The 21,022-nt window shown below is 33.5% G+C and carries 21 protein-coding genes; 16 read left to right on the forward strand and 5 right to left on the reverse strand.

The window, feature by feature from the left end; genetic code table 11:
• The first annotated feature begins 2 nt into the window (after positions 1 to 2).
• From aceB to AMQ68_RS13340, 3 genes are all read left to right on the forward strand, one after another.
• Positions 3 to 1,577 (forward strand): malate synthase A, encoded by a 1,575-nt coding sequence (gene aceB, locus AMQ68_RS13330; protein WP_054511138.1) that lies wholly within the window; start codon positions 3 to 5, stop codon positions 1,575 to 1,577.
• A gap of 108 nt (positions 1,578 to 1,685) precedes the next feature.
• Positions 1,686 to 2,969 (forward strand): isocitrate lyase, encoded by a 1,284-nt coding sequence (aceA, locus tag AMQ68_RS13335; protein ID WP_199285775.1) that lies wholly within the window; start codon positions 1,686 to 1,688, stop codon positions 2,967 to 2,969.
• 130 nt (positions 2,970 to 3,099) lie between these two features.
• Positions 3,100 to 3,483, forward strand: coding sequence for a thioesterase family protein (locus AMQ68_RS13340; protein ID WP_054511140.1), 384 nt, complete (start codon positions 3,100 to 3,102; stop codon positions 3,481 to 3,483).
• Positions 3,484 to 3,491: 8 nt separating this feature from the next.
• On the opposite strand, the gene AMQ68_RS13345 is transcribed toward AMQ68_RS13340, so the two are convergent.
• Positions 3,492 to 4,118 (reverse strand): hypothetical protein, encoded by a 627-nt coding sequence (locus AMQ68_RS13345; RefSeq protein ID WP_054511141.1) that lies wholly within the window; start codon positions 4,116 to 4,118, stop codon positions 3,492 to 3,494.
• Positions 4,119 to 4,354: 236 nt separating this feature from the next.
• Here AMQ68_RS13345 and AMQ68_RS13350 point away from each other — a divergent pair, with 236 nt between their 5' ends.
• The 8 genes from AMQ68_RS13350 (at position 4,355) to AMQ68_RS13385 (ending at position 10,873) form a co-directional block, all read left to right on the forward strand.
• On the forward strand, positions 4,355 to 4,801 hold the full coding sequence (locus AMQ68_RS13350) for a 6-carboxytetrahydropterin synthase (protein ID WP_054511142.1): 447 nt from the start codon (positions 4,355 to 4,357) through the stop codon (positions 4,799 to 4,801).
• A gap of 24 nt (positions 4,802 to 4,825) precedes the next feature.
• A complete protein-coding gene (locus AMQ68_RS13355) occupies positions 4,826 to 5,617 on the forward strand; it encodes a UDP-2,3-diacylglucosamine diphosphatase (RefSeq protein ID WP_054511143.1) in 792 nt (263 codons plus the stop codon).
• A 186-nt stretch (positions 5,618 to 5,803) separates the two neighbouring features.
• Positions 5,804 to 6,787, forward strand: coding sequence for an acyltransferase (locus tag AMQ68_RS13360; RefSeq protein WP_054511144.1), 984 nt, complete (start codon positions 5,804 to 5,806; stop codon positions 6,785 to 6,787).
• Positions 6,788 to 6,859: 72 nt separating this feature from the next.
• Complete coding sequence (locus AMQ68_RS13365; RefSeq protein ID WP_054511145.1) at positions 6,860 to 7,405, forward strand: hypothetical protein; 546 nt, start codon at positions 6,860 to 6,862, stop codon at positions 7,403 to 7,405.
• A gap of 142 nt (positions 7,406 to 7,547) precedes the next feature.
• Positions 7,548 to 8,207 (forward strand): hypothetical protein, encoded by a 660-nt coding sequence (locus AMQ68_RS13370; RefSeq protein WP_054511146.1) that lies wholly within the window; start codon positions 7,548 to 7,550, stop codon positions 8,205 to 8,207.
• Between the two features lie 30 nt (positions 8,208 to 8,237).
• Entirely contained in the window at positions 8,238 to 8,720 is a 483-nt protein-coding gene (locus AMQ68_RS13375; protein WP_054511147.1) for a hypothetical protein, read from the forward strand.
• A 26-nt stretch (positions 8,721 to 8,746) separates the two neighbouring features.
• Entirely contained in the window at positions 8,747 to 9,565 is an 819-nt protein-coding gene (locus AMQ68_RS13380) for a hypothetical protein (RefSeq protein WP_054511148.1), read from the forward strand.
• A 171-nt stretch (positions 9,566 to 9,736) separates the two neighbouring features.
• Positions 9,737 to 10,873: an agmatine/peptidylarginine deiminase gene (locus AMQ68_RS13385; protein ID WP_054511149.1), complete on the forward strand. Its 1,137-nt coding sequence runs from the start codon at positions 9,737 to 9,739 to the stop codon at positions 10,871 to 10,873.
• Between the two features lie 231 nt (positions 10,874 to 11,104).
• Here the strand turns inward: AMQ68_RS13385 and AMQ68_RS13390 are convergent, their stop codons facing one another.
• Genes AMQ68_RS13390 through AMQ68_RS13405 form a run of 4 tightly spaced genes read right to left on the reverse strand, consistent with a single transcriptional unit; the run spans position 11,105 to position 16,691 of the window.
• Entirely contained in the window at positions 11,105 to 12,220 is a 1,116-nt protein-coding gene (locus AMQ68_RS13390) for a hypothetical protein (protein ID WP_054511150.1), read from the reverse strand.
• Between the two features lie 2 nt (positions 12,221 to 12,222).
• Positions 12,223 to 14,823, reverse strand: coding sequence for a hypothetical protein (locus tag AMQ68_RS13395; protein WP_054511151.1), 2,601 nt, complete (start codon positions 14,821 to 14,823; stop codon positions 12,223 to 12,225).
• 18 nt (positions 14,824 to 14,841) lie between these two features.
• Positions 14,842 to 15,666: a PAAR-like protein gene (locus tag AMQ68_RS13400; protein ID WP_054511152.1), complete on the reverse strand. Its 825-nt coding sequence runs from the start codon at positions 15,664 to 15,666 to the stop codon at positions 14,842 to 14,844.
• On the reverse strand, positions 15,663 to 16,691 hold the full coding sequence (locus AMQ68_RS13405; RefSeq protein ID WP_054511153.1) for a LysM peptidoglycan-binding domain-containing protein: 1,029 nt from the start codon (positions 16,689 to 16,691) through the stop codon (positions 15,663 to 15,665). Before AMQ68_RS13405 ends, AMQ68_RS13400 begins: the two co-directional genes overlap by 4 nt.
• A 639-nt stretch (positions 16,692 to 17,330) precedes the next feature.
• Here AMQ68_RS13405 and AMQ68_RS13410 point away from each other — a divergent pair.
• From AMQ68_RS13410 to AMQ68_RS13430, 5 genes are all read left to right on the forward strand, one after another.
• Positions 17,331 to 17,951 carry a DUF5715 family protein gene (locus tag AMQ68_RS13410; protein WP_054511154.1) on the forward strand — a complete coding sequence of 207 codons (621 nt, stop codon included), beginning with the start codon at positions 17,331 to 17,333 and terminating at the stop codon, positions 17,949 to 17,951.
• 124 nt (positions 17,952 to 18,075) lie between these two features.
• Positions 18,076 to 18,807 (forward strand): hypothetical protein, encoded by a 732-nt coding sequence (locus AMQ68_RS13415; protein ID WP_054511155.1) that lies wholly within the window; start codon positions 18,076 to 18,078, stop codon positions 18,805 to 18,807.
• Between the two features lie 584 nt (positions 18,808 to 19,391).
• Positions 19,392 to 19,970, forward strand: a complete 579-nt coding sequence (locus tag AMQ68_RS25635) for a hypothetical protein (RefSeq protein ID WP_241775133.1) — start codon at positions 19,392 to 19,394, stop codon at positions 19,968 to 19,970.
• Positions 19,931 to 20,224 carry a sensor histidine kinase gene (locus tag AMQ68_RS25640; protein ID WP_241775134.1) on the forward strand — a complete coding sequence of 98 codons (294 nt, stop codon included), beginning with the start codon at positions 19,931 to 19,933 and terminating at the stop codon, positions 20,222 to 20,224. Before AMQ68_RS25635 ends, AMQ68_RS25640 begins: the two co-directional genes overlap by 40 nt.
• Positions 20,193 to 20,870, forward strand: a complete 678-nt coding sequence (locus AMQ68_RS13430) for a response regulator transcription factor (RefSeq protein WP_054511157.1) — start codon at positions 20,193 to 20,195, stop codon at positions 20,868 to 20,870. Before AMQ68_RS25640 ends, AMQ68_RS13430 begins: the two co-directional genes overlap by 32 nt.
• The last annotated feature ends 152 nt before the right edge of the window (positions 20,871 to 21,022 follow it).

The following is a 21,022-nucleotide window of genomic DNA, read 5'->3' on the forward strand; positions in this document are numbered from 1 at the left end:
TTATGGAAACAAAGACTCAGTTAAAAATAAAATCTGTTAATCCATTTGAAGAAATTTTCACTCCCGAATTAATAGATTTCCTAGTGGAGCTTCATCAAAATTTTAATCCAAAACGATTAGAGCTTTTAGAAGAAAGAAAAAAAACTCAGCAGGAATTTGATAAAGGGATACTGCCAAAATTTTTAAAGGAAACAGAAGAAATCCGAAATGGGAATTGGGTTTGTGCTCAACTTCCGGATGATTTATTAGACCGAAGAGTGGAAATTACCGGACCTGTCGACCGAAAGATGATCATCAATGCTTTGAATTCTGGAGCGTCAACTTTTATGGCAGATTTTGAAGATAGTAATTCTCCGACTTGGAATAATTGTATGCAAGGGCAAATCAATCTTTCTGATGCCATTAACCGAGAAATTGATTTCACCAATGAACAGGGAAAATCTTATCAGCTTAATGAAAAAATAGCGGTTCTTTTAATTCGTCCACGTGGTTTACATTTAAATGAAAAACATTTAGAGGTGAATGGAGAAGAAGCTTCTGCTTCGTTAGTGGATTTTGGAATCTACTTTTTCAGGAATGTAAAACAGTTGTTGAAAAACGGAAGCGGACCTTATTTTTATCTTCCAAAATTAGAACATTACAAAGAAGCCCGTTGGTGGAACGAAGTCTTTGTTTTTGCTCAAAATTACCTCGGAATTCCGCAAGGGACCATCAAAGCAACCGTTTTGATTGAAACCATTACCGCTTCATTTCAAATTGATGAAATTTTATTTGAATTAAAAGAACACAGCTCAGGTTTGAATTGCGGACGTTGGGACTATATTTTTTCTTTCATTAAAAAGTTTAGAAATCTACCCGAATTTATTGTTCCCGACAGAGATCAGGTGACCATGACTTCGCCTTTTATGAGCGCGTATTCGAAAAGAGTGATTGAGATCTGTCATAAAAGAAATGTTCACGCGATTGGTGGAATGGCAGCACAAATTCCGATTAAAGATAATTATGAAGCGAATAGTCTTGCATTTGAAAAAGTAAGAAATGATAAAAAGCGTGAAGTGAAAAACGGGCACGACGGAACTTGGGTAGCACATCCTGCTTTGGTTTCTGTTGCCAAAAAGATTTTTGATCAATATATGCCTTCAGAAAATCAGATTGAGAAAAAATTCGAGTATCAGATCAAAGAAAGTGATTTGTTGGAAATTCCAAAAGGTGAAATTACCGAAAAAGGAGTACGAAAAAATATCAACGTTGGAATTCTCTATATCGAAAGTTGGTTAATGGGAATTGGGGCTGCCGCTATTTATAATTTAATGGAAGACGCAGCAACAGCCGAAATTTCAAGAACACAAATTTGGCAATGGCTAAAAAATGAAGCGGTTTTAATTGATGACAGAACATTAACCCGACCTATGATTCTTCAATGGGAACTCGAAGAAATGGAAATTATCGAAAAATATGTAGGCGAAGAACGTTTCAAAAACGGAAAATTCAATCTAGCAAAAGAGCTTTTCAATGAATTGATCTTTTCTGAAAACTTCGAAGAATTCTTAACCTTAAAAGCGTACCCCTTTATTTGATTTTGAGGGTTTTAGAGTGGAGTGTTTTAGAGTTTGAAAATTACTATGAATTTGCACTTTACCTAATCCCTGATTCCTAAAACCTTATATCTAAACCCTAAAAATATTATTATGAAAACAAGACAAGAACAAATTCAGGAAATAGAAAAAGACTGGTTGACAAATCCACGTTGGAACGGAGTAAAAAGACCTTATTCTGCAGAAGAAGTATTAAAATTAAGAGGCTCATATCAATTAGAATATACCATCGCAACAGAAATGTCAAAGAAATTCTGGGAAAAATTAAGTAATCAGGATTTCGTTGCAGGATTGGGAGCATTAACAGGAAATCAAGCTGTACAGGAAGTTGATGCAGGCTTGGAAGCGATTTATCTTTCAGGATGGCAGGTTGCAGCTGATGCTAATTTATCGGGAGAAATGTATCCCGATCAATCTTTGTATCCTGCGAATTCAGTGCCTTCTGTCGTGAAGAAAATTAATAATGCTTTATTGAGAGCAGATCAAATCCAATCTGTAAATGGAGGAGGAGATAAAGAATATTTAGTTCCCATCATTGCCGATGCAGAAGCAGGTTTTGGTGGAAATCTGAATGCCTACGAATTAATGAAACAAATGATCGAAGCGGGCGCTGCTGCTGTACATTTTGAAGATCAGTTGTCTTCCGCTAAAAAATGTGGTCATTTGGGAGGAAAAGTATTGGTTCCGACTCAGGAGGCGATTAATAAATTGATTGCAGCCCGTTTGGCAGCTGATGTTTTAGGAGTTCCAAGTTTAATAATTGCCCGAACAGATGCGGATGCAGCAGATTTATTAACTTCAGATATTGATGACAGAGATAAGAAATTCGTAACGGGAGAAAGAACTTCCGAAGGTTTTTATGTCGTGAAAAATGGAGTAGAGCAGGGGATTGATCGTGGTTTGTCTTACGCTCCTTACGCAGATTTAATTTGGATGGAAACTTCAAATCCCGATTTGGAACAGGCAAGAAAATTTGCAGAAGGTATTCATGCCAAGTTCCCCGGAAAAATGTTGGCGTATAATTGTTCACCCTCTTTCAATTGGGCAGCAAGACTATCAGTAGATGAAATGTTGAATTTCAGAGAAGAACTCGCAAAGTTGGGCTATAAATTCCAGTTTATTACGTTGGCGGGCTTCCATGCATTGAATACAGCAATGTTTGAATTGGCATTAGCATATAAAGAAAAAGGAATGGCCGGTTATTCTGAACTTCAGGAACGTGAATTTGCATTGCAGAAAAAAGGGTTCAGAGCGGTAAAACATCAGTCTTTTGTAGGAACAGGATATTTTGATGAGGTACAGAATGTGGTGACAAGTGGTTCTTCGGCAACGGTTGCAATGAAAGATTCAACGGAAACGGCACAATTTCATTAGATCATTTTTTCCTATTTAAATAAATTTTTTAGATGTGAACCTTCTCAGTTTTGGGAAGGTTTTTAGGTTAGAATTAAAATTAAAAATTTAAAGTTCATATATTTGAATAGTAATGAAGAAGTGAAAAATAATGAGTTTAATTTATCAAAAAGAAATAAAAGTTACCGAAAAGCATATTGACCATAACAATCATGTTAATAATGTTCAGTATGTACATTGGGTAGAGGAAATCGCCGGTGAGCATTGGGATTTTGTAAAACATAAGACAGAATATCCCGGAGATATCTGGATGCTTCTGGATCACCATATTCAATATAAAAAACAGGTGTATTTGGGAGATATCATTACCGTGAAAACATATCCTAAAGTTCCTGAAGGAGCCAAACAGCCTAGAAAAGTTGAATTTTACTGTAATGATCAGCTTGTGGTAGATTCATTAACCTTATGGATTTTGATTGATGTAGAAACTCATAAGATTAAACGTTTGGGAAATGATTGGTTGGATAAGATTTAGTTATTTATTTATCTTTTCATTTGTTTGTTATACAAAATTATCTGTGGAATAATTAAAATAAATATCGATAAAGAATAAGGCTGGAAACCTTTAAAGATAGTCAGAGTAATAAAAACTATCATTAAAATTATTGTTAGAAAAGAATTTATTAGATATGCTTTTCTCAAATATCCTTTTTCAGAAAATTCTTGCCAACTATCTAGAACTTTTATATCGTATAACTTTATTTCATTTTTCAATCTTGAGATAAACTTTTCAGCATCTTTTGATTTGATTTTAGAATTATTGATATAGATTGTATTTTTATCTGTTTTAATTTTTCGCAAGAATTGATTATCATCTAAAATGATAACTTTTATATCTCTAAATTCAATTTTTGAGATTGGTTTATAATTAAAAATGAGCTTCTTTTTCCAAGTAAGTGCTACCGCATTTTTATCAACAGCTATATTGAGGTGTCCTACTGAAAAATAATACATCAAGAAAAGTATCATAGCTAAAAATATTAAAGATATAGTGATTGAATGAATTTCAACTCCGATAATAAGAGCTATAAATAGGAATATGGGTAATGTAAAAACGCAGGTAATTATTCTTGACTGCCTAAAGATTGTTAGCTTATATTCCTCGTTCATTTTTTTTTGAATATATGGCAAAAATATATAATTATGTATTAACTCTAATAATCATTCGATGTACAAATAATAATTCATATCAAATTTTATATCATTAATAATATTTATTATGTCTGTGGTATTTCTTATTCTTTTATATTTAAAGTTAAAAAAATGCTATTCTAATAATTAATATAAATCTTCTAGACTGTACGAAACAAATTTATAACTCAAACCAAATTTCTTACCTTTGCAATATGATACGTATTACAAAGATTTTCACATTTGAAACGGCCCACGTGTTGTATAACTACGATGGGAAATGTAAAAATATGCATGGACATTCTTATAAGCTGTTGGTAACAGTGAAAGGGAAGCCTGTAAATGATTTGGAGAACCCTAAAAATGGGATGGTAGTTGATTTTGGTGATATTAAAAGTATTGTAAAACCCGAAATTGTAGATGTTTGGGATCATGCAGTTTTAATCAACGGATTGTCTCCACACAGAGAATTGGGAGAGAGTCTTGAGAGTCAGGGACATAAAGTGATCTATTGCAACTTTCAGCCAACATGTGAAAATATGTTGTATGCAATTGCCGCAAAAATAAAATCAAAACTTCCGGAAGGAATTTCTCTTGCTTACCTTAAACTTCATGAAACCGAAAACTCTTACGGAGAGTGGTTCGCAGAAGATAATCAATAATATATTCAACAAAAAACTCAATCGGTGTTAAAAACTACCATCAATTTAGAACCTGGTAAAAAAGTATATTTTGCCTCTGATCAACATTTTGGAGCTCCTAATCCTAAGGAAAGCAAAGTGCGTGAAGAGAAATTTATCCGTTGGATGGATGAGATTAAAGAAGATGCTCAGGTTTTGTTTTTAATGGGTGACCTTTTTGATTTTTGGCATGAATGGAAGCACGTCATTCCAAAAGGATACGTGCGTGTTTTAGGGAAAATTGCAGAATTAAAAGACCGTGGAATTCACGTCTATTTTTTTGTGGGAAACCACGACTTGTGGATGAAAGATTATCTGGAAGAGGAAATTGGGTGTACGGTTTTCTATCAAAAGCAATATTTTGAGATGGGCGGTAAACAGTTTTTACTGGCTCATGGAGATGGTTTGGGACCTGGTGATAAAGGATATAAAAGAATGAAAAAAGTTTTTACCAATCCTGTGGCACAATGGTTTTTTAAATGGATTCATCCAGATATTGCGATGAAGATCGCTTTATACATGTCTCAAAAGAATAAAATGATCTCTGGTGATGAAGACAAAGAATTTTTAGGAGAAGAGAAAGAGTTTTTAATTATCTATTCAAAAGAAAAACTGAAAACTCAGCAGATCGATTATTTTATCTATGGTCACCGTCACCTTCCCATGGTGTTGGATTTGGAGCAAAAAGCAAAGTATATTAATCTTGGAGATTGGATCTCGTATTTTACATACGGTGTTTTTGAGAAAGATTTTGAATTGATGACTTTTGCGGATGGAACAAAAAAAAATTACCCCTAAAAGAGGTAATTCTCGGAAGAAAATAAATTTACTTCCTGTTTTTAATCCATATTCCGGATAAGTATTAGCAATAATCTGACCAAAATTTTAAATCGAAGGTTAAAAAAATATTAAAAGAAAAAGGGTTTTCTTATGACTTGCTTCAAATGGAAGTCGTAAAAGAAGCGAATAAAATTTTATAAAATATTGGAAAATATATTCAGCATACAGTCAGAGCAGGATTTTTTGGATGCAGCATTGAAAACCTTTCGTTATCAATATGAAAATATTGAGATCTATAGAAAGTTTGTTGATTACCTGAAAATAAATCCTGATGAGGTGAGTGAACTGACAAAAATTCCGTTTCTGCCCATTGAGATGTTTAAGAATCATCAGATTGTGGACAAAAACGGGTCAGCAGATCTTTATTTTCAAAGTTCGGGAACTACCCAAATGAATTTGTCTAAGCATTTTATTGCAGATGAAAATATCTATCAGGAAAGTATTTATAAAAGTTTTGAACAGTTCATCGGGAAACCGGAAGATTTTATCTTTTTAGGGCTGCTTCCAAGTTATTTGGAAAAACAAAATTCTTCCTTAATCTATATGGTAGATTATTTAATGAAAAAATCTGCCAAGCCTGAAAATGGATATTTTCTTTATAATCATTCCGATTTATTTGAATTACTGAATACATTGAAAGATAAAAAAGTAATCCTTTTTGGAGTTTCTTTTGCCCTTTTAGATTTCCTTGATTATTGTGATTCAAACGCTCAAACCTTTGCATTCTCAGATACTCTTACGATTATAGAAACGGGTGGAATGAAAGGGCGTAAAGAAGAAATGACCAAAGATGAGTTACTGACTATTTTACAGGAAGGTTTTAAAACGGATAAAATTTATTCAGAATATTCAATGACAGAGCTTCTGTCGCAAGCCTATTCTTTAGGTGAAAATGTGTATCAGTGTCCAAACTGGATGCGAATTTTGGTGAGAAATGCCGAAGATCCTTTTAATTATGAAAAAGAGGGAAGGACAGGCGCTATCAATATTATAGATCTGGCCAATATTCATTCTTGTGCTTTCATTGCCACGCAGGATTTGGGAAAAACACTTCCGGAAGGTAAATTTCAAGTGTTGGGAAGAATTGATCATTCTGATATTCGTGGATGCAGTTTGTTGGTGAGTTAGTGGGTTGGAGTGTTTGAGAGTGATAGTGTTTTAGAGTTGTAAAAGTTAGGTCTATCATTTATTTAGAAATTCATGTTAAAAATAGAAGAACTTGTTCATGCATATATCCATTCTCACTGCGATTTTGAGAAAGAGATTGTACTGACCAATCATTTTCATTCTGATTGGGAAGCGGACATGTTGATTATTGATGCGGAAGGTTTCAGTCATGAAATTGAGATCAAGTTTTCGAAGAGCGATTTTAAAAACGACTTTAAAAAATCATATTTCAATACAAAAACAGGTGAGAAGTTTCTAAAGCATGATAAAATTTCCTGTGGAGATTATGTCTGTAATGCGTTTAGTTTTTTACTTCCGATGGGCATGATTGAGCATGCTGTAATTCCTGAACATTGCGGAATTATTGAATTCTATCACAATGTTGATACTTGGGAAACCGAATTTTATCTGATCCGAAAGCCGAAAAAAGTTCATGAAGATTCTTATTGGAATTTAAATGATAAAAACCTTTTTATTCGAAAAATGGCTTTAAATCTCCTTCAAAAAAAGATGGAAATCAAAGGAAAACAAGAAGAACTCATCTTTAAAAATCCTTTTGAGATTAAAAAAATAAAATAGAAAATCCTGGTCTGCCGCCGGGATTTTTTTTGATACTTTCTTTTTGTACATTCGTCGTTCATCAATATCTTTGAATATTGGGTGTAAATGAAATACAGATGATGAAATAAATTAGATTTAATTTATTAATTGAAAAGAGAGTATGAAAGAAATAATCTGTCCTTATTCGTGGGATTGTGGTAAAATATTTTCTCCGCAAGAGTTAAGTGTATTTGACTATAATTTTGTACAATCTGCGGTAGAAAAGAAAATGACTTTCATGATCATTCATTGCCCCAATTGTTCCAGAGAGTTCAAGTTTGACACCGTACAATGGAAAGCAGATGAGTTTGGGTATTCTAATCCAAATGTAGTGGTCACAAAGAATGAAAAGACCACAAAGCAGCTAACTGCTATTCTCAAAAAAGCTAAAATTGAAATTCCTCTTTCCTATTTTGAATATTTGATCAGTAATAAATTTGAACCCCAAATTTCAATTTTCCCCGATGAAGAAGATTTTACTCTTTTTACTCTGAATGAGCTTTGTGAAAAAATAAATATAGACGGTAAATCTTATCTTACGATTAATCAATTAAAAGGATTTACAGATCCATTGTTAGAAATAATGGGCGGAAGTTCTCAAAAAAAACAAGAAATACAGTATCAAGAATTGGCAGATTGTTTAGCAATCGGTTTCGAAAACACAAGAATTTTATTGGTAGATCATAGAGATCAGAATTCTTTATGGGTTTTTCATCCAGACGGTGGCGATATCGAAAAAACAGATGTTACATTAGAAAATATAGTAAGCCGAGAAGAGTAGCATCACAACATTTATAAAAATTAAAATCCAATGAACAAATTATTTTTCTTCTTGATCATTCTAGGGTATCATGCCTCGTATGCTCAACAAAAGATACAGGACGATCTGTGGACAGGGAGTTATGAGGTACATCTCAAGAATGGCGAAAAGGTAACCATTGTTGATACTTTAGTTGTTGTAAAAACCGCAGATGCAGATCCGAATAAACTTGCGGCTAGGTATGAATCTGATTTAGCCCGTTGGATGCTTACTTCCAAAATTAAAGAAGAGAAGATCGTCAGGCGATTTTTATTTGATCCAGAAGATGATGAAGATGGGTACAAAGAATTCGGCTGGACTGATCTGCACAAGAGTGGAAAAATGAATTGCATAGACGGTGGTCACTTTTTTATTTGTCAGACAGAACCCAACACAACGGTAACATTCAATAAAGAAGAAACTTATCTCACTAAAACCGGTGTCTTCGGAATATGGCTGCATTACGGTATAGTTGAATTACAGAAAATTAAATAATCGTTATTATAAATTAATCATATACAATGAAGAATCTTTTTTTAAGTCTTTCGGTCTTATTATCTTGTTTTTACCATGCACAAAACTCGGGGAAAACAGAAGTTTATATTCTGGGAACGGTTCATGAGCCAACATCTCCTATTTTAAATCCGCAGAGCCTTTTTGAAATATTAGAGAAGATAAAACCGGATGTAATCCTGCAGGAACTTGATACGGAGCAGATGAAAGATTTCAAAAAAGAAAGTATGTCTAAAAACTCCAATGAAGTAAGTGCAGCGATATTATTTTTAAATAAATATCCAAAAACCGTTAATCTACCATTCGAATTTGAAGGAAGAAATCAATACCGAAAAGATCGCGGAATGGTTCCTGCAGATAATCTGACCATAAAATTAATGGATAGTCTCTATCAAAAGAAAGCATTAAATCCTACGAATACGATCATTTTCGAGAAATATATGGAAGCGAATAATGCGCTGAGAGATTTTTCTAAAACGGATATTAAAACTTTAAACTCATTAAGCTTTGAAACGGTTAACAGATACCGCCAATTTGTGCAGCACCATGAAATTCCTAAAATTTCGAATTCTGAAGATATTTTTGCTCAAAAGTTTGTAACGAAGCCTAATGGAGAAAAAATTTCATACCGTGACGGATATCAGCTTTGGTGTAATTTCTGGGATTTAAGAAACAACACAATGGCCCTAAATATAATCAAACAAGCCAATCTGTATAAAGGAAAGAAAGTAGTGATTTTAACGGGTGTGCAGCATAAATACTATTTAAAAGAATTGTTGGATAAATACCAAGATGGAAATTATACGGTTATTGAATATTTTAAATAAAAATATTTAACTTTTTTATCGTATTCATAGAAAACAGAATGGCCTGAATTTTGAGAACTGCTGGAAAGAAATAGGTCAAAAGGTTTTCAAGAGTTGTAATAATAAATTAGTATTTCTTGAGATCTTAGACTTCAATTTCTTTGATTTTAGATCTGCTTAAATATGCTAAAAATGAATTTAATTATTTTGACTTTGCTTGCCGTAATCAGTACTTCTTGCGATGAAAAAGAACAATACCCGGATGATACTATGACAGAGACTCTTTATACAATGCCCGAAGAAAGTGAAATGCATGAAGGAACCTGGCTGCAGTGGCCTCACCAATATCAGTATGGTACTGCGTATAGAAACAGTTTGGATGCTACTTGGGTGGAGATGACAAAAGCATTGGTTACCAGTGAAAAGGTACATATTGTAGCTTACAATGAAGCGGAAAAAGATAGAATCACTCATTTACTTTCAAATTCAGGAATTCCGATCAATAATGTTGATTTTAAACTCTACAAAACTGATGATGTCTGGGTACGAGATAACGGACCTATTTATGTAAGAGATAAAAATGGAAAGCTGGTCATCGAAGATTGGGGTTTTAATGGATGGGGAAATAAAACAGATGAAGATTCAGGTGAGCTGATACAATCTGCGAACTGTAATAAAATTCCTGCAAAAATAGCAGCAGATCAAGGGCGAACATTGATCGATCTGAATTCCACCATGATCAATGAAGGAGGAAGTGTTGAGGTTGACGGTCATGGAACATTAATGGCTTGTAAAAGTTCTATTCTCAACAGCAATAGAAATCCGGGAATGACCCAACAACAGGCAGAAGCGATATTCAAAAAATATTTAGGGGTTACTCATTTTATCTGGTTGGACGGGCAAGCAGGTCTTGATCTTACCGATCAGCATATTGACGGTTTTGCAAGATTTGGAAATGCCTCCACCATTGTGACGATGGAGCAGGAGGATTTATTAGATTTTGATGTAAAACAATCTGATATCAATACATTGTATGCTGCTAAAAATAAAAATGGGGAAGCTTTTCATTTTGTGAAAGTTCCTTTAACACAATACACCGTAAAGAAGACCAACGGAAAAGATTTAGGCTATAAAGGCTCTTATATCAATTATTACATTGCCAATAACAAAGTATTGGTTCCCAATTATAATGATCCCAATGATGCGGTAGCCAATCAGATCATTCAGAAATTATACCCTACAAGAACGGTTGTCGGCATTGATGTGAGAAATCTGTATGCCAATGGCGGAATGATTCATTGTGTGACGCAACAGCAGCCGAAGGATTGATTTTTGAGGTAAATATAAAAACTCTTCTCTTGTAGAAGTATAAGTGAAAAAATAAGAGGCTAACCTTTTTGGGAGCCTCTTTGTTTTTAATTGAACACTTTGTGGGATAATTTGTGAAAATATCTACTAATTTGCTTTCACTCTGCTTTTGTGAACATATCCTTGCTTTCCTTCTTTAGTTTCTACTATTTCGAAGTATGCTGTAAAGTTTTAAACTTAGAAGAGCGGGGGTTACATGTCTAAACCGATTCCATCCCCTTCATTTTTAGCATTATTCCAATAGATTTCAAAAGAAGGTAAACCATAATATTTTTGTTTTTTAAATTCTTCATCATACTTTTTTAGCAAATCATCTGATTGATGTTTGTAAAAGGTTCCCATAAATGCGAAAGTTAAACCTGTTTTCTCTTTATGTTTTTCGCCAAAATATAATAAATAAGCTATAAGCTTAGCTTTCTCATGAAAATTAAAATTTTCTAATTTGATTCTATCTGTTCTTATATCATCTAAAACAGATAAGATTTCTTTTGAATATTTTTCAGGATCAGAATCCATATATGAAAAAGTTTCGGAATGAATAATGAGGCTTTTATCACAGTTTTTAGTATAAAATACTTTTAAATATACCTCTTTGTCATTAGTATATTTTTCAATTCCATTTCCTTCTATGTACCATTTTAAAAGATCCTTATCTTTTACATAACCAAAGTTTTTCACGAGGGTTTCAAGGAATTCCTTATCATTAACTTTTAACCAAACGAGATCAGCTTTACTATCATTGAACAAATACTTATTTTGAGCAATGATGTTTTGGGGAATATGAGTTGAGTAGTTTTGTCCATTAATTTTGACAACATTTTTTAATAGAATAAATGGGGTAAATAATTTATTTTTTTGATCAAAAAATAAATTTCCTGTTTCAGTAGATGATTCAAATAAATTATCTTCTAATGTATTTTGTGATTCATCCAAAAGATTACCATGATATACAAGATATCTTGTGCCAATTTTTCCATGTTGAATACATTTGATATTTAAACCAAAAATAGAGTTTATTTTTTGTGAAAAATCCTCGTTAGCCAGTTCTTTATAACCCTTACTTTTTAAATCTTTAATAATCAAATCTGAAAGTATATTTAGATCTATTTCTGATAAAGTATATTTGTCTTCAGTTTCTTCTTTTTCCAAATATGATTGTTTATCAAAAATATCTTTGATCTGGTTAGTAGTAATATTTGGTTGCATCATTGTATTCTTTGGTTTAATAAGATTTTCTTGTTCTTTTTTGTTTTGACATTGTAGAAAAAATGTTGTCAATATTAAAAGGTGAAAGACTTTAATTTTCATAATTAATTTGTTTTTCCTGTTGATTTTTCGGCTATAATACCATATTTAATATTAATTTCATTGGATGTAGCGTAGGTATCTGAATCTGTTAAATAATCCACGTCCTTTATTTCATAATCTATCGGGATATAAAAGCCATACAGTTTCTTTTTTTTACTGCTACTAGTATATTCTCCATAATTGTCAAATCTTATTGTGTTATCTTGATTTCCACCTAGTAAAATATAATTTCCAGATTTAGTCATTCCATATAAAAAACCTGTATGTCCTTTCCATTTCGTTTTATGTTTATATACAACAATGCATCCATAAATGGGCTTTTTTATTTCTTTATATTTTTTTCCAGCCACAGCGTCTAAAGGAGCAAGGGAAGCAGCTGATTTTGCATGAGAGTAGGACACTTGTCCAATTGTCCAGTTCATAAATGCAGCACACCATGGACCATCTTCCCCATCTGTAGGTTCAAAAGAATTATTACAATATCTTAAATAGCTTTTTGCTTTACTATACATAGGTTCTTTATCTTCACTACAGCCTTTCATTTCTTTTGCAATTTGTATTGCAATATCCATCCATGGCGCTCTTTTACCATTAGGTTTCTTTTTTTCTTCCGGTTTATCTTCACAATTCCCAATATATCTCTCTTTTTCACCTGGTTTAAAATGCTCATCTTTAACCACTTTTTCTATTTCCCAAATATAAGTTTTACCGCCTGGTTCTCCATAGCGTTCTTCATAAATTTGACGACTGTAAACCCATCTTTTTCTTTTTACTTTTTCCCCTTTTTCAAGCATAAAAGTTGGGTTTGAAGCATAGCCATACTTTGTTACCCAAGGCTCATTCTGTATGTTTTTTGATCTTTGCTCACTATTAGTTTTACTACCATCCCCATCAGGTACATTTATGCTTTCGTCAAAAACAATGTAGTTTGGGTTTCCTCCGTTTCCTACAGCATTAGGTTTTATAACTTGTAAGTAAAAATCTACAATAGTATTCATTTTATCTTTGTTAACTTTTAAATATTTTTCAACATAATCCATTTGTTCAATAAAAGTCATTTTACCTAAAGAATCATAGGTCGTTCCCAAAGTTTTTGCAGTTGCTTCACTAAATTGAATAAGTCCAATAAATCTTGTACCACTTTTGCTTACACCTTTTTTTGAGGGTGAAAAAGTTGCTACGGTTTCTAAATGCATTATAGCCATTAATTCATTGGCTTTTTCAATTTTCATTTTCTCTCCCCAAATATTTTTACAAACTTCTACAACTTTTTTTCTTTGAGAACAAGTTAATTTGTTACCCCAAATCAATTTATATTGTTCTTGGCAAATACAAGTAGAACTAGCTTTCACCACCTCACTTTTCTCCTTCTTCCACGGACTTCTACCGTTATCCAGAACTTTTGGTTTTTCTTCTATGTCTACATTGATAATTGGAGATTTTGTAGAGATATAAAGAAGGGTCACTTCAGCATATATTTCCTGCCAGTTTCCGGTCCAGTATTCGCCATAGTTAGGATTGTTGGGATCAATACCGATTTCTCCTATGGTTTGCATTTCATCGGTCAGGGGAATAAGGATTTCCTGTCGGTCTGCTTTAAAAGTGTGGGTGTTGTTGTAAAGCAGATCATCGCCTCCCCAGCTGTCGTGTTCCCAGAGTTTTAAATTATACTTTTTACCCACCACATTTTCCGCTTCAATAATCAGTTTGATGGTTTGTCCGAATGTGGGTCTTCTTTTAAAAGGTTTTCCATCTTTATCCACCAAGGTAATCTTTTTAATAATCCCTTTCTTATCGGGTTGATTATTGCGTGAACTCTCATGGGTAGAACCTTTTGGGGTATCCGGTTTAGGCTGTGGTTTTTTGGCGTGAGCAGGTTTGGAAGGGGGAGGAGGAATTTTATATTCCGGATTATTGACGGTCATATTATCTGAAGCCATCACTGTTCCGTTATATTCTGCCAGAATATAATATTCATGTTGTTTTTTATCGTCTTCTCTTTTATTGGCTATGGAGATATAAGTACTCAATAAAGTGAAATTCCACCTTGCATACCCTTTGCTGTCTACGTGAATGGGTGGAGATTTAGTGATGAACTGATTCTTTTTATGGTGTCCTTCATGCTTTTCATCGTCTTCCCAAAGACTTAGCGTAATATAATTGCCTTCTAGATTCTGACATTTTACAGTAGCGTGAAGCCGGTCCATATAACTGAGTGCTTTGGTAATCGTTGAACCATCCTGATAGGTCAGTCTTACCCCAAGGATGTCTTTTTCTTTAGAAGTGGGGCCGTCATTTTTTTGTGGGTGAACAATAATGGCCATGGGCTCCTTACCCTCGGGGCTGTGCAGATACCCTTCTACCCTAAAAGTAGATTGATAGGCCTGTTCCCCAAACGTAAATTCACCGACACCTTTTTTCTTGAGATGCGTGGTTACAAATTGTCCTTTATCATTTTTCTTGAACAATTCCCAGGTTACCAAAATATCTCTACGATCTGAATTGGGAGTGTCGGGATACCATTCCGTTACTGTATATACTGTTTTTTCCCCTGTCTTAGGATGGGTGTTTCCTGTGATTTTATAAACTCCTTTTTTAGCCATTGTGTTTAGTTTTTAAGGTTACCAAGCTTCTGCTTCATTGCTGTTTGCTTCTTCTTTAAGGGCATCAAAATCTACAACAGGATTATAAGCTTGCTGCTCAAGGGTGTTGGCATTGCTAATATGACTTTTTGTGATTTCGCTTTGCTGTCCATGGTTGAGAATGGTGATTTTCCCACCTGTGCTGCATAGGAGTTCAGAGCGTTCGGTGAGGCAGGCTTTGTCCATTACTTTTGTTTTATCGTATGCTTTTTGCCATTTTCCGGCAGGCGCATAGGCACAGGGAAGATATCCTCCGGAGCTTGGCTTGAGTTTGCATTGCCCGAAAGGCTGTGCACTAGGGTTGAGTTGTAGATCATCCTCAGTAGCGGCAAGATAATCGGGATCACTGTCCGGGTGATTAGCGTAATGTTTTTGGTGACTGGTCACTTTTAATGTAGGAAATGTAAATCCCTGATTACACTGTAAAGTAGCTTTCTGTATAATGAAAAAGATTCCTTCATGGTCATCAGAACCCTTGTCATTCTTCTTGTCATCTTCTTTTTTCTCCTCTTGTTTATGGTCTTTGGAAGACGGTTCTTCTTGTTGATCTTTTTCTTCACTTTCATTATACGTATTCGTGGAATCTGTCATTTCCTCATCAGAAGTTGGAGCAGATGAGGGATTTGACAGAAACTCAGGATCTTCAGGAATGATGATCTGTTTCCCCGGAATGGGTTCCTGCATCACATCTTCGATCGGGCAGTGAAGATTATGATAGGTTTTTAACAGTCCATCATTTTTAATGTTGAATTGTTGAGAGAGCGAATTGAAAGTGTCGCCTTGTTGAATGGTGTAATTTTTCATCGTATTTGTGTTAAAGTGAGATGGTGTTTTTGGTATAAGATGCCTTCATACGTCAGTACAATAGATGATTCTGCCTGAGATAAGGTCTTATGTATTTTGTGAGTAGTATATTGTAATTGCAGGGCTATTGCTACAGATTCAAGCGATTCGGTATCAGAATATTTTTTATTCTGTCTTAATTCTTCAAGGCTGCAAGACTCGTGTAAACTTCCCTGAATGATTGTTTCTGTATCATCCGGATCATCATGATTCGTTTCAGTTTGCAAATCAAATGCAACCGGAAAAGAGTTTTGAAAACAATACAGTCTTTCAGTCCACGCTGTTTTTTTGTGAAACCATTCCATGAGAGGAAATAATGTTTGGAAGAGCAGGGAAGAGCTGAATTGTCTGAAAAAAGCCGCTTCATTACCCATCTGTTTTTCAAAAGCATGTAAAAGCATCGCAGCACCTTTCCCAATATGGTAGCTTTCCAACTTAGGACGTTGGTCTTTGAATTTTTTAATCAGTTTTTTATATTCCTGAAATCCTGTTATTTTTCCTGAAGAATTAATGGTAAAAGCAATAGGGTACAACGTTTTCATGCAATCAAGAGAAAGCTCACTCATTTTATCGTCGGGTACTTTTCCATTAGCGGTTAATCCTTTACGATGGATTGTCATAGTGTAATTTTTATCTTTTTCCTCCTGAAAGTCTAGAATAATAGTGTAATCTAATAACAAAGGATCTCCGGAAGATGTTTGAATTGTTTCTCGAACCTTATATTCTTTAGCATAGAACGTATTTGATAATTCTAAAGACGGAAGACGCTCTGTTTTTTCCTGTTCTTTCTGCTCTTCAGTTTTATAATTCTGTGGAATCCATAGAAATTCTATATGATTTATCTTTTCAAACCAAAGGGTTTCTGTCTTCTCGCAGTGCGCATTATGAAACAGTTTTAGGTCTTCAACAGTCATTCCTAACCGGTCAGCAATTGAATGAAGAGAATCTCCATTACGGATCTTATATTTTATGTAATCTATTACCATCAAGTGTGTTATAGGATAAAATTAATGAAAAATATTTCTAATCCCTAAGTATTCGTGTTAAAATTGAAAAATTGTAGTAGAACTACGATTGGATGAAAGTGAGATTTTAGATTTTGAACCTGTGGAAACTAATTAATAATTTAACCGCAAAAGGTACTCAAAAGCTATCGTTGATTTATTAAGGATTGGTTATTGAGAAAACAAAAGTCTATAAAAGAATAATATTTCGACTCCGCTCAATATGCAAAGATTTTTAAAAACTTATGTGCTCTTATTTGTAGCCTAATGCTCAACTTAAAGTCACTAATGTGTTAATCTTTTGTCACTTTTGCGGTTAAAATAAAAGTTTAAACAAGTTGTTTGATTACTAGAGATATAACAAAAAAACCAACTCGAAAAGTTGGTTTTAATGATAATACATGGGCAAATCAATTCCAGCTTTTGCTGCTCATTAATATTAAAAAAGAATATTGAGTAACCTGTTTGCTTAAATTTAAAATATTCATAAAAATTCAGCAAATAGTTCTATCTTGTTGTTCATTGTTTATTGTGTGGAATAAATTCAACTATTATGGAATAATTATTGAATTATGTAATATGAATTCTTAGTTTTCGTTTATAAATTTAAAAGCCTTTTTAATGAGAAAGTTGTGGTGTGTGATTTCGGTGCCTTTTATTTTTAATTTTTATCATTCTCAGGCTACAAAAAAAAGACTGCCTTGCTACGATTTAAAACAAGTTTTAAAGGTCGAAGCTACTCCTCTTTACAAACCCCATTTGGATGCTTCAAAAAGTTTTGGGGTAAAATTGCTTACCGATTCTAAATCTGTTCAGAAATACATCAGCAACGGGAAATTCCATAAAATAAGAAAAACAGCAAAAGGGTATCGTATTCAAAAACTAGATTACAGCAGAGCCTACATGGTTTCTAAGGCCAAAATCACATTAGAGAATATAGGAATTAAATTCAGTAAAGAGACGAAAGGCCATACTTTCACGGTCTCATCTCTTACAAGAACCCTGGAAGATCAATGCAGATTGAGAAGAGTAAATTCCAACGCCTCAGTAGGGATTAGCTCCCATAACTACGGCAATTCTTTCGATATTTCTTACATCCGTTTTAATGATGTCTTAAAGTATAATCCTAAAATGGAAGCAGCGTTGGAAAAGGTCCTGAAATACTATGTGGCGATAGGACGTATTTATTATATTAAAGAAAAACAACAAAGCTGTTATCATATAACGGTAAGAAATTATTAAAGCAAATGAGTAGTATTTGTTTTTTATATTTTGCGATTATTAATTATTCTTCAATTATGAGTGAGATATTTGCATAGTTAGTTTACTTTGTATAATTTTATGCGACTAAATATACCATGAAAATATGACAACTTTTAACAACGAGGACTACACACAAGCAGTGTCAGAATGGGGAAGATGCTGTGCTAATTATCAAGTATTAGAAAAATTAATTCCTACAAATTTTGTTTTTGAGCTGGGGTTAGATCAAATCGACTGGCTTAAAGATATAAACAAAAATGCAGATTTCTGTACAGAAATAGGAGTGTATAAAGGCAGTATGGTTTTAATCCTTTGCCCTCTTGATGATCTTGGTAAGAAAGTTCCTGTAACAGACTATCCATACTCTGTTTTGGCTGAAATGGGAGGCGACTTAAAGCTTTTTGAAATGCAAGAATATACCGTTGTAAAAAATGCAATTCTTTCTAAGGACCTTCGCAAAGTAGACCATGATGCGAATATGTTTCTTCCGATCGCTAATACTCCGCTTTTAGATCAGGATAAAGCATTGGATGCAATCGAATTATGGAGAGACCAGGGAATGACTTGGTTCTACAGAGAATGCAGCGAGTTCAAGGGAGAGAGAATTTTTAGAAAATTTCTTGTTCCAGCTGAAGACTTAACGCCGGTTAAAGATAATTTATCAGGAATTGTTTGTTCATTCGGACTAAGATATTCGGATATTTACCAGAGAATGCTTGTTACCCTGATCTTTATTTCCCAATACGGAAAAGATCTAGAAAATAACGGAAGCGCTCTAACGATTTCTAATACGTATGACTGGTCACAACCGTGCCCGCCAATTTGTAATATTTAAAAAAATAAGTAAAAAATAAATTAAATGGAGGATGCTTTTAAAGTAATACTTTATTTTAATAACAGTTTTCTTTTTATTAGTGCTCTTATAGGACTTATAAAATTTAAGCGTTTAAAAAACACGGAAAAATGGTATGTTTATTATATCATTTTTCTTTTTTTAATAGAAGCTGCCATTAAAATCTCAATCTATGTTTTCCAATTAAAAAATATAGATTTCCTGTATCCTCTCTATGTATCCGGCGAGTTGTTTTTGTTGGGAAGTTTGTTTATAAGAAAATCTAATCTCTCCAGATATTGGTATGTTCCAATTGTTGTTTTGATGGGGTACTTTTTCTTCGTAAACGACGCAGAAACAAATGAGCTGAAAAAAGTGATCTCAAATATTGTTGTAATCTGTTTTGCAGGTTATTCGCTCTTAACAGAGATCAGGAAAAGTGAAACAAATAATGACAGATTCATAGTAGCAGATGCTTTTATATTCCTTTATTATGCTGTTTCCGTGTTTATATTCTTCATGCTTCGTCAGTTGAAAACATTTTCTAACGATGAAGTGTATATGATTTGGGGTATGAATAATATATTGTGTTGTTTCCTTTATATATCAATCATTTATACCTTTTTAAAATTAAAGAAATAACCTTAAATATCAGCTTTTTTATTACTTTGATCGTTGTTTTACTGATCATTGTAGTTTTCGTTTTATTGGCCTATAAGTTTTTCATTGATAGAATTATTAAAGAAAAAAATGCACAGCATGAGGCAGAAGTTCTTCATCAGAAAAGATTGGTATTAGAAAATATCAAGGCACAGGAAGAAGAGCGTAAAAGAATTGCGGTATTGATTCACGATGACATAGGAAACCGCCTCAATATACTTTCTTTATGGTTAAACAATCTAGACACAAAAGGGGATGAATTAATTAAAAAAAATATTTCCGGTCAGATGTCTTCCTTGGTAGATTCGGCCCGAAGTATTTCCCATTCATTGTATCCTGTAAATCTGGAATCGGTAGGATTGGTTTTATATATTGAAGAGCTTATTAACAATCTAGCCAACAGAGTGAATATTTCATTAACGGTAGGTTCTAAATTTCAAAAGAAAATATTTTCATTGAAGTACAGGTGTATAGAATTATACAGGAGTTTACCACCAATGTACTGAAACATTCTGAAGCCACGAAAATCTGGATCTATATTAAAGATAACCACGAAAATGTAGCGGTTGTAATTTCTGATAACGGACAGAGTTTTGATTACGAAGCCGTGAAAAAAGGAATGGGAATTAAAAATATTGAATCCAGAATAAAATCCATGAATGCTCTTCATAAATGGAAGAACATTTTAAATAAAGGAAGCCGTTTAATTATTAAAATTCCATGCAACGATGAGTCGCCAAATCAAGATAGCGCTAATTGATGATGAACAATTGATCCTCGAAGGGGTGAAAATGTTACTGTCAACCGAGAAAAATATTTCAGTGTCCCTAACGTGTAATAACGGACCTCTTTTTATTGAAAGTCTAGATACTTTATCGAAAGAAGAATTTCCTGATATTGCATTAGTAGACGTACAGATGCAGCCCATGAACGGGTTTGAATTGGTGGAAATCTTAAAAGATAAACATCCCGACCTCAAAATAATTATCCTTTCTTCTCATTATAAAAGCTCGATTTTAGGGTATATGGTAAAGCTTGGAGTTTCTGCTTTCCTGCCTAAAAATTCCGACAGAAAAACCTTTATAGATGCCATCACAATGGTCTATAAAAACGGAGTTTTCTTCACTTCCGAAGATCACCAGATGTTATTTTCTTATATGAATAGCTCCAGCAAGAAAAAGTCATTATTTGAAATGGATGATGAACTTTCTGAGCGTGAGAAAGACGTGGTGAAATTGATCTGTCAGGAACATACCAACAATGAAATTGCCGAAAAACTATTCATCAGCCCAAGAACGGTGGAAAGTCACCGACAACGGGTTTTAGAAAAAATTGGCGCCAAAAATACAGTCGGCATCGTAATCTATGCCATCATTAATAATATTTATTCGCTAGAAAGAATTTAATTCCGTAGAAATACGGAATTTTTTATTTGGTGCTTTCTACTGTAGTATATTTTCTCATTTCGATGTTATTTTGAAAGTGTTATTTAGAGAGGGTTTTTCGGGAGTTGATGTGATTCTTTTGCCTTACTTTTTTTGAATAACAAAATTTAAAA

The sequence above is a fragment of the Chryseobacterium sp. ERMR1:04 genome (genome assembly GCF_001297705.1).
Classification (GTDB): domain Bacteria; phylum Bacteroidota; class Bacteroidia; order Flavobacteriales; family Weeksellaceae; genus Chryseobacterium.